General features: G+C 45.2%; 13 protein-coding genes. 8 read left to right on the top strand and 5 right to left on the bottom strand.

Annotated elements, in window-relative coordinates:
• The 7 genes from GPUN_RS06165 to GPUN_RS06195 form a co-directional block, all read left to right on the top strand.
• Window positions 1-232: GGDEF domain-containing protein (locus GPUN_RS06165; RefSeq protein WP_040520479.1), on the top strand; the 232-nt coding region annotated here is incomplete at its 5' end.
• Between the two features lie 221 nt (window positions 233-453).
• Window positions 454-3,243 (top strand): monovalent cation/H+ antiporter subunit A, encoded by a 2,790-nt coding sequence (locus GPUN_RS06170; protein WP_006004545.1) that lies wholly within the window; start codon window positions 454-456, stop codon window positions 3,241-3,243.
• Window positions 3,243-3,608: a Na+/H+ antiporter subunit C gene (locus GPUN_RS06175; RefSeq protein WP_040520480.1), complete on the top strand. Its 366-nt coding sequence runs from the start codon at window positions 3,243-3,245 to the stop codon at window positions 3,606-3,608. The genes GPUN_RS06170 and GPUN_RS06175 overlap by 1 nt, the downstream gene beginning before the upstream one ends.
• Window positions 3,605-5,131, top strand: a complete 1,527-nt coding sequence (locus tag GPUN_RS06180; RefSeq protein ID WP_006004551.1) for a monovalent cation/H+ antiporter subunit D — start codon at window positions 3,605-3,607, stop codon at window positions 5,129-5,131. The genes GPUN_RS06175 and GPUN_RS06180 overlap by 4 nt, the downstream gene beginning before the upstream one ends.
• Complete coding sequence (locus tag GPUN_RS06185; RefSeq protein WP_006004553.1) at window positions 5,128-5,640, top strand: Na+/H+ antiporter subunit E; 513 nt, start codon at window positions 5,128-5,130, stop codon at window positions 5,638-5,640. Before GPUN_RS06180 ends, GPUN_RS06185 begins: the two co-directional genes overlap by 4 nt.
• A complete protein-coding gene (locus GPUN_RS06190) occupies window positions 5,634-5,903 on the top strand; it encodes a K+/H+ antiporter subunit F (RefSeq protein ID WP_006004554.1) in 270 nt (89 codons plus the stop codon). Before GPUN_RS06185 ends, GPUN_RS06190 begins: the two co-directional genes overlap by 7 nt.
• An 8-nt stretch (window positions 5,904-5,911) precedes the next feature.
• Window positions 5,912-6,301: a Na+/H+ antiporter subunit G gene (locus GPUN_RS06195; RefSeq protein ID WP_006004557.1), complete on the top strand. Its 390-nt coding sequence runs from the start codon at window positions 5,912-5,914 to the stop codon at window positions 6,299-6,301.
• A gap of 25 nt (window positions 6,302-6,326) precedes the next feature.
• Here the strand turns inward: GPUN_RS06195 and GPUN_RS06200 are convergent, their stop codons facing one another.
• The 5 genes from GPUN_RS06200 to GPUN_RS06220 all read right to left on the bottom strand — a co-directional run bounded on the left by GPUN_RS06200 (window position 6,327) and on the right by GPUN_RS06220 (window position 15,686).
• The gene (locus GPUN_RS06200; RefSeq protein WP_006004559.1) at window positions 6,327-9,458 is read right to left on the bottom strand and encodes an efflux RND transporter permease subunit; all 3,132 of its coding nucleotides are present in this window, start codon (window positions 9,456-9,458) and stop codon (window positions 6,327-6,329) included.
• The gene (locus GPUN_RS06205; RefSeq protein ID WP_006004561.1) at window positions 9,458-10,603 is read right to left on the bottom strand and encodes an efflux RND transporter periplasmic adaptor subunit; all 1,146 of its coding nucleotides are present in this window, start codon (window positions 10,601-10,603) and stop codon (window positions 9,458-9,460) included. The genes GPUN_RS06200 and GPUN_RS06205 overlap by 1 nt, the downstream gene beginning before the upstream one ends.
• A gap of 406 nt (window positions 10,604-11,009) precedes the next feature.
• Window positions 11,010-12,041 carry a hypothetical protein gene (locus tag GPUN_RS06210; protein ID WP_006004564.1) on the bottom strand — a complete coding sequence of 344 codons (1,032 nt, stop codon included), beginning with the start codon at window positions 12,039-12,041 and terminating at the stop codon, window positions 11,010-11,012.
• A gap of 516 nt (window positions 12,042-12,557) precedes the next feature.
• Entirely contained in the window at window positions 12,558-13,670 is a 1,113-nt protein-coding gene (locus GPUN_RS06215; protein WP_006004568.1) for an endonuclease/exonuclease/phosphatase family protein, read from the bottom strand.
• Window positions 13,671-13,886: 216 nt separating this feature from the next.
• The gene (locus GPUN_RS06220; protein ID WP_006004570.1) at window positions 13,887-15,686 is read right to left on the bottom strand and encodes a putative bifunctional diguanylate cyclase/phosphodiesterase; all 1,800 of its coding nucleotides are present in this window, start codon (window positions 15,684-15,686) and stop codon (window positions 13,887-13,889) included.
• A gap of 283 nt (window positions 15,687-15,969) precedes the next feature.
• On the opposite strand from GPUN_RS06220, the gene ilvD reads away from it, so the two are divergent.
• Window positions 15,970-17,649: a dihydroxy-acid dehydratase gene (gene ilvD / locus GPUN_RS06225; RefSeq protein WP_006004572.1), complete on the top strand. Its 1,680-nt coding sequence runs from the start codon at window positions 15,970-15,972 to the stop codon at window positions 17,647-17,649.
• The last annotated feature ends 17 nt before the right edge of the window (window positions 17,650-17,666 follow it).

Here is a 17,666-nt window from a genome sequence, read left to right on the forward strand (position 1 = left end):
GCTAGCAGAGAAATTGGCCCTTGAAGTTGAATATAATCAGTGGGACGTGCCGCAGCTTCGTATTACTACCTCTATTGGCATTGCCCAGTATATTAATAACGAAACAAGTTACGACTGGCTCCACAGGGCTGACGAGGCCTTATACTTTGCCAAATCTAATGGCAGAAATATGTGTGTGGTGTCTCAACAAAATGAGATGGTAAATAAACGCCCAAATCCACCCGAAGCGTAAAGTCGATAATTTAAACATTTACATTCAAAACTCAATAAAAATATAACCCGAACCTTTTATCCCTTCGTATACCATAACCACAAACTTGGTCCACGCACCAATAAATCAACAAAATCAAAGTCTATTGCATAGATCTTGCTTATAGTTTATTTTACTTATCCTCGCTTCCTCTCGAAGTGCTTAATAAGCGAAGAATAATAAAAAAGGAGCACAACGAAACGATGAGCTTATTCTGGATAACCGCAATCTTATTGATTGGTGTTTTAGTGCCAGTAGTAACCGAAAGGTTTGGGCGCACAATAAATACGATTTGCACCATGGTGGCTCCCGCAATCGCGTTAGCCTACATTATTAGCTTAATTCCTGCCGTGTTTGGCGGTGAGGTAGTCGTTGAATATTTAGAGTGGATACCGGCAGCCGGACTCACTTTATCACTGCACCTTGACGGACTAGCGCTCATGTTCGCCTTACTGATTTTGGGTATAGGCCTGCTGATTATCGTATACGCCCGTTACTATTTGTCTAAAAAAGAAGCAGTTGGGCGGTTCTTTGCTTATTTAATTTTATTTATGACAGCAATGCTGTCTATCGTGCTGTCAAACAACGTGTTGCAAATGTGGATGGCGTGGGAAGTTACCAGCATAAGCTCGTTCCTATTGATCAGCTTTTGGTCAACAAAATCTGAATCGCGTAAAGGCGCTAGAATGGCTCTTACGGTCACGGCTGCCGGGGGCTTAGCGCTGTTAGCAGGTTTGTTAATAATCGCAGACATTGTGGGCAGCTACGAGTTAAGAGTCATTTTAGCAAGCGGTGATTTAATAAGAGAAAGTGCACTGTATCCCGTCATACTTATTTTGGTCTTGGCCGGTGCCTTCACCAAATCTGCTCAATTCCCCTTTCATTTTTGGCTACCTCATGCAATGGCAGCGCCTACGCCAGTCAGTGCGTACTTACATTCTGCGACAATGGTAAAAGCCGGTATTTTCTTACTTGCGCGCATGTATCCGGTGCTATCAGGCACCGAAATGTGGTTCTTGATTGTGAGTATGACAGGCTTAATAACCATGTTATTAGGTGCTTATATAGCGCTATTTAAACATGACTTAAAGGGTTTGTTGGCCTATTCCACCATAAGTCACCTTGGCCTTATCACCTTGCTACTAGGGCTAAACACACCACTTGCCACTGTGGCCGCTTTATTTCATATAATGAACCATGCTGTATTTAAAGCCTCGTTGTTTATGATTGCAGGTATTATTGACCATGAATCGGGTACACGAGACATGCGAAAACTTGGCGGCTTATGGCGATTTATGCCCTACACTGCCACGCTCGCGATGATTGCCGCTGCTTCTATGGCCGGTGTACCGCTGCTTAACGGTTTCTTGTCTAAAGAAATGTTCCTTGCCGAAACTCTGCATTCTTCGTCCCTTGGCTTCTTGTCTTGGATGATGCCGGTGTTAGCTACGCTGGCTGCTATTTTTGCAGTGGCTTATTCGATGCGCTTTATCCACGACGTATTCTTTAACGGCGAGCCCAAAGATTTACCAAAAACACCGCATGAGCCAACGCGTTTTATGAAAGTGCCAATTGAAATATTGGTCGCCTTGTGTTTGTTAGTAGGTATTTTCCCTACCTTTATGGTGGGCGACCTACTGGCTTCTGCATCATCTAGCGTGCTCATGACCGAACTGCCTTACTATAGCTTAGCCATTTGGCATGGCTTTAACATACCTTTACTTATGAGTGCTATCGCGATTGTAGGTGGTTTGATTGTGTACGCCTATCGCAGTCATTTATACCGTTTTCAAGCACAGTTCCAAGAGTCTGACGAGAAGCTTATATTTGAAGGCGTGATACAGACACTTGTGGGTTATGCCGTTAAAGCACACAACGGCTTAAGCAACGGTTCATTGCAGCGTTACATTGCCGCGCTGCTGTTGTTTACCATTGCGATAACGGCTGTTCCGCTAATACACCTAAATAGTGTGGCAACGCGTGTTCCTGACCAGCCGGTCAGTGGCGTTGAAATTACCGCCGCTATTATTTTATGCTTAAGCGCTATTGCTACCGTGATTTATCATCGTAAGCGCATGATTGCCCTTATTACCTTGTCGGTAGTAGGGCTTATAGTGTCTATTTCGTTTGCTCGTTTCTCGGCGCCCGATCTAGCTCTTACGCAGCTGTCGGTAGAGGTGGTAACGGTAATATTGTTGATGCTTGCGCTGTTTTTCTTGCCGCAAAAAACGGCCTCTGAGTCGTCTCCTTCACGTGTGGTAAGAGACCTAGGTATTGCAGCAGCAATAGGCGGCTTAGTGGCGACTATTAACTACGCCTTCATTACCCAGCCAATTGACACCATATCTGAATTTTTCTTAGCGAACAGTAAGACAGGCGGGGGTGGCACTAACGCGGTTAACGTTATATTAGTCGATTTCAGGGGCCTTGACACCTTAGGCGAGATTTTAGTCTTGGGTGTTGCTGCGTTGGGTATATTTAACTTGCTCGCGCGCGTGCGTCTGGCTATGCCATCGTCTAATGAAAACGGCATTCCTTGGTCGCAAGACCGTCATCCGCCTATCCTAGCCATGATATCGCAGGCCTTATTGCCGCTAGCGCTATTAGTCTCATTTTATATATTCCTGCGCGGACACAATATGCCTGGTGGCGGCTTTATTGCCGGTCTTATAACGGCAGTTGCCTTAATTCAGCAGTACATCGCGCATGGTGTGGATTGGGTTAAACCACGTATAAAAGTTGAATATCAAACGCTTATTTCCTTGGGTGTGTTAATTGCGACTTTCACTGGGATTGCCAGTTGGTTCTTCGGCCGTCCATTTATGACCACATGGTTTGATTACTTTGATATCCCATTGATTGGCGAAATAGAGCTGGCAAGTGCCCTTGTATTTGATTTGGGTGTGTACTTAACGGTAGTGGGTGCAACCTTATTTATATTGGCGAGTCTGGGTAAGTTGACCTCTTCTCATCGCCCAACTCCGGAGGAATAATGGAAACTGTATACGTAATTTGTGTTGGTATATTAACGTTTTGCGGGGTGTTTTTGTGTTTGCGAGGACGCACTTTTTCGGTCGTTGTGGGCTTAACTATGCTCTCTTATGCGGTTAACTTGTTTTTGTTTTCAAGCGGTCGTTTGAGTTTAGACGGTGCGGCAATTTTAGGCATGGCAGACAAATATGCCGACCCGCTGCCACAAGCGCTTACCCTAACCGCCATTGTTATTGGCTTTGCCATGATCGCCTTTGTGGTTATTTTAGCTTTACGCGCTCGCGCAGATCTTGGCAACGACTTTGTAGATGGCTCGGAGCCTCTGGACTCCGACAAACTAGTTAAACCAAACAGGGGCAAAGCATGACCTTACATTTGGCCATTTTGCCGATTTTAATCCCCATGATTGGCGGCTTGCTCATGCTACTGCCGCCGTTTGCGGGTCCTTTGAGGTATCAGTACAGGCGTGCAGGTGCGCTGTTTTTAATGCTGACACAAGTAGCCGTCTCTGTTTACCTAATGTACGTGGTGGTGCAAAACGGCGCCATTATGTATGCGGTAGGTGACTGGCGGCCGCCATTTGGTATTATTTTATATGTAGATCAGCTTTCTGCCATGCTAGTGGCCTTAACCGGTTTTTTGGGCTTAGCCATTACCTTGTATTCGTTTGCAGGAGATGATCGCGAAGGCAAGTATTTCCATCCTATGGTTCAGTTTTTATTGGTGGGAATATGTGGTGCGTTTTTAACTAACGACTTATTTAACCTGTTTGTATTTTTCGAAGTGCTACTAATCGCCTCATACACTTTGCTTATACACGGCGGCGGTAAGCAAAAAACCGCGGCTAATCTGCACTATGTAATTTTGAATCTTGTCGGGTCTAGCCTGTTTTTGTTTGCACTAGGCACGCTTTATGGCATAACCGGCACGCTTAACATTGCCGATATGGCCATGCGGGTTACGCAACTATCTGACGGCAACCAGCTTATTGCACAGGCTGGTGGTTCGTTAATGCTAATTGTGTTTGGCTTGAAGGCCGCCATGCTGCCGCTGCATTTTTGGCTACCGCAAACCTACGCGGTTGCTAGTGCGCCAGTGGCGGCGATGTTCGCCATTATGACCAAAGTAGGGGTTTACTGTATATTTCGCGTGTACACCGTTATATTTGGTGAGCAAGCGGGTGAATTAGCCGACATGATCCAGCCGTGGATTTGGCCCTTGGCCATACTCAGCATAGTGGCCGGCACCATAGGTGCACTTGCGAGCCCTAATTTGCGCACTTTAGCGGGGAACTTGGTGGTGGTGTCGGTGGGCACATTGTTAATTGCTTTTGCTCTAAGAACGCCAGAGGCGACGGCCGCAGGCCTGCTGTATCTTATTCACAGCACCATAATTACAGGTGCACTGTTTTTAATCGCCGACATGCTGGGCCAGCAGCGCGGTAAAGCGCTTGATTACTTTGTAATTGCCCGCAAAATGAAGCAGCAAGCCTTGTTAGGTGTTATGTTCGTGGTGGCCGCTATGGCGGTGGCAGGCTTACCGCCGTTTGCAGGATTTTTAGGCAAGCTTGTTGTTTTGCAATCAGCAACAAACACCGATTATACAGCCTGGGTGTGGTCTATCATTTTGATCTCTAGCTTGGCCACTATAGTGGCATTGTCTAGAGCCGGCACCACCTTGTTTTGGCGCAATACGCCTAGCCATGATGCAGCAGAATCGCCCGGTATTTCAAAGTGGCAGCTTGGCGGCACCGGTTTGCTGTTAATCGCTTCACCCATGCTGGCGCTTTTTGGTGCCAGCGTGATTGAATACACCAATAATGCGGCCGAGCAACTGCACGATATTCCGTATTTACTGGAGGTGATGAACTTACAAGGGGATGCACAATGATACTGCTTGAGGGCTTTCGCTCACGTTTTTTACCCATGCCTTTTCACACTATATTGTTGTTAGTGGTGTGGTTAATGCTAAACAGTACTCTTAGCTTAGGTCACATTTTACTTGGCACTGTACTTGGCATTGTCATCCCGCTGTTGTGTGCACCCTTAAGAGTCCCTCAGCCTAAAATGAAGCGGCCGCTAAAGGCACTCAGCTACATATTTGTGGTGTTTAAAGATATAGTGGTCGCCAATGTTGAGGTAGCGATTTTAGTGGTAGGACCGCTGCGCAATATTAAGCCCGGTTTTGTTGCCGTGCCGCTAGATTTAGATGAGTACCTGCCCATTTCTGTGCTTGCCAGTACGGTTACCATGACACCCGGTACGGTAAGCGCGGATGTGTCAAAAGACAAAAAGTGGTTGTATGTGCATGTACTCGACATGCCTGAAGATGAACAAGAGATTATTGATTTGATTAAAAATCGCTACGAGTCGCGTGTTAAGGAGATTTTCGGATGCTAGATATAACCGTAGTAGTGGTGGCTGCCATGTTGTGTATTGCGCTAGTGCTAAACCTGTGGCGACTTATAATAGGTCCGCATGTGGTAGATCGTGTGTTAGCGCTCGACACTATGTACATTAACAGTATTGCCCTAATCCTAATTTACGGCATTTACAACAAAACTCCGCTGTATTTTGAAGCGGCTTTGCTAATCGCAATGCTCGGTTTTGTTAGCAGCGTTGCGTTTGGTAAGTATTTACTGCGCGGCGACATAATCGAATAGGAGACACTATGAGTTTTACGGCTGAACTAATTATATCTGCGCTACTTCTTTTAGGGGGTACATTTGTGCTAGTGGGCTCTATAGGACTAATTCGTCTGCAAGACCTTTATGTGCGCTTACACGCGCCAACTAAAGCCACCACGCTTGGCCTTGGCGGCATTCTAATAGGCTCAATGTTGTATATGTACTTCTCGCAGGGAAACTTTGGCATTAATGAGCTACTCATCTCGCTATTCTTAGTGCTAACGGCGCCCGTCACTGCACATATTTTGGCAAAAGCAGCGATGCATAATCGGGTTGCTGCTATCGAGCGAACACGCAATCTGCATCTGCTTGAAAATGCGCGTATGCAAGAGCCTCCTCAGCCTAGTGGAGAAAAGCAAGACCAAGACAAATAAGCGCTAGGTGTCACTACAAGAACGATCACCGCGGCGCTTGGCTGTTTTGCTCGCGCAGCAAACTGGTTAAGAGTGCAGGTAAGAAAGTAAGGCTTAGCAAAGTCGACACGAATATCCCACACAGTACAATTATGCCAACGCCTCTATACAGCTCTGTGCCTTCTCCGGGCAGCAGCACCAAGGGCGCAAGACCAAAAATAGTGGTGGCGGTAGACATTAAGATGGGTTTTAAGCGTTTTTCAACGGCTCCTCGTACTGCCTTGTGAACGCTTTCACCTTGATCTAAAAAGCGCCTTGTTTGGTCTACAATTAAAATTGGATTATTCACCACGGTGCCAAGCAGTATCAAAAAGCCTAGCATGGTGATCATGTCAAAAGGTTGATGTGCCCCACCAAGGCCAATGGTGTGTAACCCAGCATTTACCGCATTGATTAAATTTAGCCCCAGTAAACCGCCCGCCATGCCCAAAGGCACTGTAGCAAGAATAAATAGCGGGTAGCGCCAGTGGGTAAAAATAGCCACCAATAGTAAAAAACAAAGCACTATTGCGATCAGAAAATTACTCGACAGCGACGCTTGAGTGGCTTCTAGCTGATCTGCTGCGCCGCTTATACTCACATTAATCCCCTGTGCAATGCTGCCTTGCTGCCACAGCACCGGCAGTAATTCATTGCGCACTACTGCTTGCGCTGTTTCTAAAGCGACGTCTCTAGGGGGAATAATATACACGCTAACGGTGCGCTTACCGTCTACTCTACGCACTGAGTTACTGTTTTTACTTTCAAGCAGATCAGCAATGGCATTTAATGGGATTATGTTGCCATCGGGCGTTACCATAGGAGATGACGCTAAGGCTTCAATGGTTTGTTTGTTGCCCGCGTTGCTAAACATAAAAATGTCTATTTTGTCGTCGTTAAGAATAAATTCGTCAACGTAGGCACCGTCGCTCATACTTGCCACAGAGTAGCCAAAATCTCTATTACTGATACCTAATTCAGCTAAGCGCTGCCAGCGCGGGCGAATTTCTATCAGCGGCTGCTCTAGGGTTAGCGAGCTGGGGTCGGAGTTCAACTGCGGGTTATCAAATACAATTTCAGCCTGTGAGTATACCGCTTGCGCTGCCCTGTATAAATCGCTTAGGTTATTGCCAGCTAAGTCTACGGCAACGGCTCGCGTGCCGCCGTCGTTGCTTGAAATAATAGAGCCTCTGGAAGAAAATGCGCGCATATTTTCGAAGCTTCGAAACTTTTCAGTGATGGCGTCCATCATTTCGCCAATGTATTGAGGGTTGGTGGGGGCGCTCAAAAACCAAATGCGGCCTATAGACACCGACATATTGTAATAGGCCAGCGGCGGCATGTTGGTCTCACCATTTTCAAAAGCGTCGGGGGAGGCGTTAAGGTAGTCTTTGAAATACGCCCTTAACTCATCACCAATTTTTTCCATTTCCGATAGGTTATAGTCGGGCGGCGCGAACATGAGTGAAAAGGCCTTTGGTTCCTCCCCTTCTGGTAAATACTCCGCCGCAGGCATAAGTATGTAAGCGCTGCCTAAGATAATCACGATAAACCCGGTTGATAAAATGCGTGCCCGCTTTTTGGTCTTACAAAAGACATCGACCAAGCGCATCCATTTATGGCTTAGCACCAGCGTTTTGCTGCTAGTATTGCTTTGTTTACCAATGTTAGCCATTGCCGCAGGCACCACAAAAATAGCCACTAACATAGAGGCAATAATGGCGCCTGAAATAGCAATCGCGATATCTGAATACAACTGACCAGCTTCTTGGGCGATAAACAATATAGGCGCAAACACCAGCACCGTAGTGGCGGTAGAGGCAAGAACAGCTGGCCACACTTCGCGCACGCCATCAACTGCCGCTTGATAGCGGCTGAGCCCTTTTTTTCTGAATTGCAAAATAGATTCAAGCACCACGATGGTGTTGTCAACGGTCATGCCAATGGCGAAGGCTACGCCCGCTAGGGAAATGACGTTAATAGTGCGACCAAAGGCCAGTAACGCTAAAAAGGCGGCAATGGTGCAGATAGGAATGCCAATAACCGCTATTAAGGTAGAGCGCCCTGAGCGTAAAAAGTAAAACATGACTAGTGTGGCCAGAATTGCGCCTAAGCCAAGGTTTATCCATACGTTTTTGAGCGAGGCAGACACGTACTGCACGTCATCACTGAATAGTCTTAATGTAAGGCCATTTTGCACCAATAAGGTTTGATTGATTTCTTCCACCAGGGGCAGTAGCGCGGCTTTAATGTCAATCACGTTAGAGCCACTTTCGCGACGCACCGACATGGTTAAATTTCGCTCGCCGTTTGAATATGACACGCCGCGGCTTTCAAAATGATCAAGTGTAACTTGCGCAACGTCCTTTAAATATAAGTTGGCGTTGTTGCTGCGATCGACAATCAAATTCTCAAGCTGGGATAGGTCTTCAAAGCGTCCCACTACGCGCAGTAAATAGCGACTGGACCCACTTTCTAAATCGCCAGCCGATGAGTCTGCATTACGCATTCGTATGGCGTCACGCACTTGGCTTAGGCTAATACCTCTTTGCGCTAAACGGGTGGTGTCTACCTTTATTTGAATTTGCCGCGCCGAACCCCCACGCACATCCACTTGAGATATACCCGGCACACTTTCCATGCGGGGGCGAATAAAATCGTCGGCGAAATCGCGCAGCATATCAACGTCTAGCTGCATAGGATTGCCTTCAAGGGGAGATAAGCCAAAGAACATAAAAGCGTTGCTTGAAAATGAGCTTGAAAACAGACGCGGCTGGTCAACGTTTTCTGGGTAGCTAGGCACTTGGCTTAATGCGTTGCTAACGCGAATAAGAGCTTCGTTAGCGTCTACCCCAAATGGAAACTCTAAAGCTATGCTGGCCGAGCCCATCTCGCTAGATGAAATCATGCGTTTTAAATTGGGTAAGCTGCGCAAGTAGCGTTCTTGCTCAATCAAAATTTCTTTTTCTACATCTTGGGGCGTGGCACCAGGCCAGCCTGTTTGAACGGTAATGGTACGAACTTCTAAGTCGGGTATCATTTGCACGGGTATATTGACTGATGCCACAAGACCCAATATACAGGCTATAAGCACAATAACGCTGACTAAAATACCGCGCTTTACCGCTGCCTCAATCATTAGCGAGCAACGCTTTCAAGCTTAGAAACAGTATTTGACACTACTGTGGGTACAATAGCGGTGCCGTCTTGCAGTGAGGCTACGCCTGAAATGATAAACGCAGCGTCTGTGTTTTGATTATTAATAGTCACTTGGTTATTCGGCAATGAAGTGAAAGCAGTGACGATGCGTTTTGCCACACCATTTTGCACAATGAAAACACTGCTGCCACCATCAGGGTGTTGCTTAATGGCAGAGCGAGGCAGCGTAATAGATGACTGCTCACTATTGGGAATTGAAATGCGCGCTACCGCTGACATGCCTGACACTAAGGCAGTATTATTGGGCAGATCTATTTGCGCCATAAAGGTGCGAGTTTGCATGTCAGACACCGGCACTAAACGGCTTAATGTTGCTCTAAAAGCCTCAGCATCGCTTGAATCGGGCTTTATTTCAATCGCCACATCTGTTTGTTTACTTAAGCTGCTGAAGTATTGCTGGGGGATGGCCACTGTAAGACGCAAGTCATCTTGCGCCACTAAGGTAATGACACCGGTTTGCTGGCTTACCCATTCGCCAATGTCAACGTTTCTTTGGGCAATAACGCCGTTGAAAGGGGCCTTTAAAGTGTGCCGGTTTAATCGTTCTTGCACAAAACTAAAGCTTGCCTCTACGCTTGCTAGTTGAGCTTGCGTACTGGCTAAAAAAGCAGCGCGCTCTGCAATAAGGGTTTGTGCGACCACCTGCTGTTCAGACAGCTTTTGTACTTCTTGATATAAGCGCATTGCTTCATCGGCATTGACTTTGGCTGCTTTTACATTCGCCTGCGCGGCATTTACCTCAAGTTCAGCAAGCTTGTTGTCTAAGCTTAATAAGGTTTGGCCTAGTGTAACAATGTCACCAATTTCAACATTAATAGCGGCTACGCGCCCAGCTTCTGGAGGCGCTAAGTGTGCGTGCTGTTTGGCCTCAACGGTGCCAGTTAGCACTAAGGTTTGCATGTTTTGCACCCCTTGAGGGTAAATAACATCAACCTGTATGGGATTAGTCGTGTTTTGTGCTACAACAGCAAAGCTAGCTATCGCCAAGACCGTTAATGTCGGCTTTATTAGCTTAAGTATAATCTGTCTACAAGTGTAAACATTGGCTTTGTTGCGGTTTGTCATATCTCTCTCAATTATAAAAAAGCGAAACATTGTAAAGCGGGTTTGTGCATGTCAATGCTAAGCGTAATCATAGTCGTATATGCTATAAAACTGCAATAAATTGCTTGATTTATTGCTAATTATTTAAGTGATAAGACTGAGAAAGTAATAAAAAACATATTTGTATTAACTGAGTTGCTCTGTACATCTACTGATAAATATTACGACAAGCTCACGACAGTTAGTAGCTTACACAAACTTAGGGGGCATAGGGATGTTGTGCCGCCTTGTCACATACACTATGGCGTTATCATTGGCTGAGTTTTCGAAACTTCTTATCGCCGCCGTTGAAAAGGTGGTCTCGTCCGCTAACGCGCTTAGCCACAAATTTGAAGAAGCCAAAGCGCAGTTAGCCTAAGCTATACTTTTAAACTTTCGAGCTTGGGTTACTAATCTCAGCGCTTCGCTTAATAATATCTAAGCCCTGCTGCATTAACCAGTAGGGTATATCGATTATTACCCAGTTCTCAGCTAGTTTATCACCTTGTCTCCTGTACACATCGACCACCTGCATATTGGCTTTCACTTGCCCACCGGGTAAGCCTAAAAAACCGCCAGTGGGTGTATTTGACAAATTAGGCCAGCCAAAGAAACACGCGAAATTGCCTTCTGCAAAACGACTCACATGGCCATTAAACACCTTATCTTTTAGTCCTTTTCTAAACGGAAACTGATGGTGCTGCTGATAACGTTCAATAGTATGCACACTGCCAATACCTGCGGGGCCGTACCAAGCCATATCGCTGTGCCATGTTTTAGCTAAAGTTTCGGGTGGGCAATTATCGTTGCCTGATTTATTTAAGGCCGTTAAATCGTCCACCATGCGATTAACCAGGTCTAAAGTGGCAAGTGCTTCGCTTTGTGCATGCTCGTCAAAGTGCAGGCCGTCATGGGTTTGCGGGCCCGGTACTAAAAAAGAAGCGCCTGGTTGTAAGGGTAGCGGCTGCAAGCCTATTTGCTGCATAAAACCAATAATATCGAAAAACAGGCTGCTCTTTATAATTTTACCATTTTCAACGCAGTGAAACTCTGCATAGCGCAGCATAGTGGTTTGCGCGGTGGCCTTTAGGCCTAACCAGTCAGCGTCAAAAAGTCCCATCCAGTGGCCCATACTCATTACCCATACGTGATCGTCGTGGGCATTTTTACCTGCAATAAATATGTCTTGTCTGCGTTGCATATTGTTAAATGATGTAAACAACGGTGTCCACACGCTGCTGCACACTTCATCTAGTGTGTGCATTTCACCAAAAGGATGGCAACCATAAAACTGGTACTGCTCGCTAATGTACGGGTGTAAGGCAGTGGTAAACGCGGGCGTTTCGACCGTGTTCACCATGCCCTCTATAGCAGTGAACATGTCCAGTACTAGTTGTTTTTCTAACTGATAATTAGGCATTGGAATTATGTCCTTTTAAAGGCGGATAAATGAATGAACAAAAAGACTATTGAATAATGACTTCGAAGTCAACTTATAATATCGTCACTAGAAATATTTAACAAGTTACTAAACCTATGTTGGCAGTTAATTGCTTTAGCATATTGTTTTATAGCATTTTTTATTACCGCAACGGGTGGATAAAGTATGGATGATTTGGGTTCGCTTAACTGAAGTATTTTGGTGGTTTATATTCCTGCTAATTTAGCGCTTGGCGTGATTATTGGCAATGTTAAGTGGCGAGAAGAAAGAGACACCGGTAGCGGCCGTATGTGTAAACACAAAATGAGTCTACACATAAGACCAAGAAAATCAGAACTACTTAAGCTCTAGCACGCCATACTCCCAAATCGATACCTTTCAGACTAGTAAACGAGGCATTCAAGCTAAGTTTGCGCATTTTTAAAGGTTGTATGAGCACCTTTAACCATTTACCTCTTAAAACCGAGAATATACTGTCAATCCAAGCAATATTGCCTATTTTGACATATCAACATCCACCCATACTAATTTATGATCAGAAGAGCTTTGCCTGTCTTTAATTAGGTGGTGTAGGGGATCATCTTGTGTAGGCCAAAAAACACCGCTGTTCGCCACCTTCAAGCTGCTAGAGGGCAGCACATAGTCGACTCGCATTCTCCACCCTGCGGTATGTTCTGCGCCATTGATATTGTCGGGTGAATGAGTCCGGCCTCCTTCACTTTTGGGTGACATTGTGTCGTTAATGCGAGGGTGATTAATTAAACCTGAAATCCCACTGGGCATTGCACTACCTTCAACGGGTGAAGCATTTAGATCCCCTGCAACAATAAAGTGTTCACCTAACAATCCGCCTCGCTGACCCTTGTCATCATAAATATACGCTGAAGATTCACTGCCTGAAATATAGTCAGTCCAAAAACGTATTTCATCGTGATTACGTTTACCATTTCGATCCTCATAGCCATCAAAAACCGGTGGGGTAGGGTGGCTGCTAAGAATATGCAGGCTTTGGTTACCTACCTTAATAGGCACATCCCAATGAGACTTAGACGATAAACGCAGGATCTGCTGTGCTTGTTCACTGTAATAATCGCTGCCGTCTTCGTTTTTCACCGTTTCTAATAAATTGTTTGGCATGTCTTTCCATAAAAAATATTGGAAAGTCCGAATTTGTTGCGTTTGAATAGGGAACTTACTGAGCACTGCCATGCCATAGTGACCCGGATACAAGCCAAAACCAAAAGCGTCGCCCCTGATACCAGACGCATTGCCATCGCCGTCTAAATCTAGACCCGAATCGACACCTGTATTAACGGGACCAGCGAAAAAATACGGGAAATCAATAATGGGGTTTTCGCTTTGTGATACTTGCAGGTAGTTTTTAATAAAATGCTGGATGTCTAGTGATGATTGCGGTGAGTAATCAAACTCGTTTAACAGAATAACGTCTGGACGGATCCGTTGAATAATTTCGGCAATGTTTTTAATCTGCGGATGGTTTCTAGCTTGTAAGTGTTGTGAAAGTTCATTCCCCTTAACAGCTTGCTCTAGCACGACGTAATTAGTCCCCTCCATGCTTACATTGAAAATGGCGACTCTAATAGGCATAGTTTGCGCCTTCGCAAAAGAAAAGTTGTGACATAACATTAATACCAAAGTCCAGAACACAGCATGCGTTTTCATATAATTCTTACTAACAAAAAATAATAATAGAAAAATAAACTATATGCCTTATCTGTGCAACAGGCTTTGTTTGAAAATGTAATTAGCGTAGCGGCAGTAATGTTGTATTTGGCAGTATTTACGACGTGCTCACGGTGTAAATTAGGCATGCTTGTTGAGCACAAAGGTTTCAAATTCATTCGCCGTTAAGGGTTTAGAAAATAAATAACCCTGACCATAGTCGCAGTTTATACTGAGTAATAAATCACGCTGCTTTTGCGTTTCTATACCTTCGGCAATAACTTCTACGCCTAATCGGTGCGCCAACACTATCATGGCTTCGCACAGGACCATGTTGTCTGAGTCGAGCGTTAAGTTCTCAATAAAAGATTGGTCAATCTTTAAATAGTGGATATGAAATTTTTGTAAGTAGGCCAGTGAAGAGTAGCCTGTGCCAAAATCATCCAGCGATATTTCAATGCCGGCAGCATCAAACGCGTCGAGCTGCGCTGTGGTATGGCTGCTCATTTCCATTAACAAGCCTTCGGTTATTTCTATGGCAATACTTTGAGGGTCTAAATTAATGTTGTCTAAGTGGCTAAGCCAGTTTTTATGGTAGGTTCGATCGCTTTTAAACTGTGCAGGCGACACATTAATGCTGGTCTGAAAGTTTGGGTCAAGGGTATTTCTCCATACGGCTGTTTGCAGCGAGGCTTGCTCAAATACCCAATTACCGATGCTAGCAATGAGTCCATACTCTTCACAGATTGGAATGAAGTCTATCGGGGGAATATTGCCTAATTCTGGATGCTCCCAGCGCAGCAGTGATTCAGCTTTATGTACTTTCCCAGACGCTAAGTTAATAATTGGCTGATAAGCTACCCAAAACTCAGATTTTGCAAGGGCGTTTCTGAGTTCTTTATTTAAGCTTAATTTTTTTTGTACTTTCTCTTCCATCGATTTAGTGAAATAGCGCAGGCAGTTTCTGCCGTCAGTTTTAGCCGCGTACATGGCCTGGTCAGCATTTTTTATTAAGGACTCTGTATCAGTGCCATCTTTTGGGTAAATAACAATTCCAATGCTGGCCGAAATATGGCCCACATTGTCACCTAGGTTAAAAGGTGCACTTAAGCTATCTAGAATTCTTTGTGCGAGTATCTTGGTACTGTCAATATTAACAATTTCACCTATAATAACCGTAAATTCGTCGCCGCCGAGCCGCGATACGGTATCGCTGCGACAAATACAGGCTTGTAGCCTTTTGGCCGCTTCGATTAACAGGCTATCGCCCATTTGATGACCCAAAGAGTCGTTAATATCTTTAAACTGGTCTAAATCGATGGAGAACAGCGCAAACTCACCCCCCTTAGTCTCAGCGTTTAGTAGCGAGTGTGAAAGGCGTTCTTGAAAAAGGCGTCTGTTGGGTAAGCCGGTTAAAGTATCGAAGTTAGCCTGTTTTGCGCTGATGTCGGCGGCTCGTTTTCTTTCAGTAATATCGGTTAGTAGGCCAACGCGCTTTGATACACTATTATCGCTGTTGTAAATAGTACAAATGGTAAGCCAGCCAATATAGGGCTCACCATTTTTATTTAAATTGCATATTTCGCCCTCCCACTGACCCTTGGCGTTTAAGTCTTGCCACAAATCCTTATAAAACTGATCGTCATGCACGCGTGAGCGCAGTATTGAATAAGGTTGGCCTAAGGCTTCTTCACTTGTATAACCTGTTATTCGGGTGAAGGAGCGATTAACCAAAATGAGAATGTTGTGAGCATCAAAGACCATAATGGCTTCATTTATCAAATCGTAAACGATCGCCGCAAGATGGAGTTTTTCCTCTGCGTTTTTGTGTTTGTTTGAGGCTGCTTGGGTGGTGGCTTTGGTTTGAATTTCATTCATCTTAGCATTTGCCAGTTCTTGCAGCCTTTTTTTGACTTGATCAGAATGTTCGTTTCTAGCCATTCTTAAAATCTCTTATTACATCAATATATTTAAGGGAGTGCATAAAAAATAATAACCTTGCATGATTTTAATGCTCTAACCTTCATTATGCATCTCTTACACTATATTATATGAAATATTTAGTGTTATGCGTTAATATATACAACGTTATACACATCCTATTTATTCACAATATCTGCAAATTGCTTTACGCAAGCTAAAGGAAATGGACCTAAGTAGTATTGTTTATTACGCCATACAATTCTATAGTATGCGCAACTAATCAAAATACAAAGAACAAGACATGCCAATTGATAAACCGCGTAAATATTCACAAAAAATTGTAGACGGTGCTGCTCAAGCACCCAGCCGCTCGATGTTAAGAGCCGTTGGCTTTACCGATGACGACTTCAAAAAGTCTCAGGTAGGTATCGCCTCCACATGGTCAATGGTGACGCCCTGCAATATGCACATTAACAAGCTTGCAGAAGAAGTAGGCAAAGGCGTTGATAGCGCCGGTGCAAAGAGCGTCATTTATAACACCATTACCATATCTGACGGTATTTCAATGGGCACCGAAGGCATGAAATATTCGTTAGTGTCACGCGAGGTCATTTGTGACTCCATAGAAGCGGTCTCTGCCGGCATGGGGCACGACGGTATTATTGCTATTGGCGGCTGTGACAAGAATATGCCTGGCTGTTTAATGGGCTTGGCGCGCTTAAATCGCCCTTCTATTTTTGTTTACGGCGGTACTATCTTGCCGGGCGAAAATCACACTGACATAGTCTCTGTTTTCGAAGCCGTTGGCAGTTATGCCGCCGGCGATATCCCCATTACGCAATTAGAGCACATTGAAAAAACGGCGATACCTGGCGCAGGCTCATGTGGGGGTATGTACACCGCTAATACACTGGCCTCAGCTATCGAAGCCTTAGGCATGAGCATGCCCAATAGCTCTGCGCAAAATGCCGTTTCACAAAATAAAAAGCAAGACTGCCTAGACGCCGGTAAAGCGATTGTGCACTTGTTGGAACACGATATTAAACCGTCTGATATTATGACCAAAAAAGCGTTTGAAAATGCCATAACGCTCATTATTACCCTAGGCGGGTCGACCAACGCGGTGCTGCATTTAATTGCCATGGCTGATGCAATAGGCGTTGAAGTTACTTTAGATGATTTTGTTCGAATTGGTGATAAAACCCCAGTAATTGCCGACCTACGCCCTAGTGGTCAATACTTAATGTCTGAATTAATCGAAATTGGCGGCATTCAGCCGCTTATGAAACGTCTGTTAGACGCGGGCATGTTACACGGCGAATGCATGACGGTAACGGGCAAAACCATGGCTGAAAACTTAGCCGGTGTGGCTGACTACCCAGAAGGGCAAAAGATAATTTTACCTTTTGATAAAGCGATTAAAAAAGACAGCCACTTAGTCATACTCAATGGTAATTTAGCCCCCGAGGGCGCGGTATCCAAAATTACGGGAAAAGAGGGCTTACGTTTTACGGGTAACGCGAAAGTCTATGATTCAGAAGAGCAGGGCTTTGCCGCCATTATCGATGGCCAAGTAGTGGCAGGTGACGTCGTCGTCATTCGCTACGAAGGGCCACGCGGTGGACCCGGCATGCGCGAAATGCTGAGCCCTACCTCGGCCATCATGGGGAAAGGCTTAGGCAACGACGTTGCGCTTATTACCGACGGTCGTTTTTCAGGCGGCAGCAGAGGCTTTGTGGTAGGTCACATTACGCCTGAAGCTTTTGAGGGCGGTCCAATAGGGCTTGTGCAAAATGGTGACAGTATTACCATTGATGCGCAAACGCGGGAAATGACCTTACACGTTAGCGACGAAGAAATGGCAAAAAGAAAGGTAAAATGGCAGCAGCCTGCCGCCAAATATACACGTGGTTTGCTTGCAAAGTATGCTAGAACGGTAAGCTCAGCCTCTACGGGCGCAGTTACCGACAAGCCCGATTAAGGAATACTGTTAAACGC

The sequence above is a fragment of the Glaciecola punicea ACAM 611 genome (assembly GCF_000252165.1).
Taxonomy (GTDB): domain Bacteria; phylum Pseudomonadota; class Gammaproteobacteria; order Enterobacterales; family Alteromonadaceae; genus Glaciecola; species Glaciecola punicea.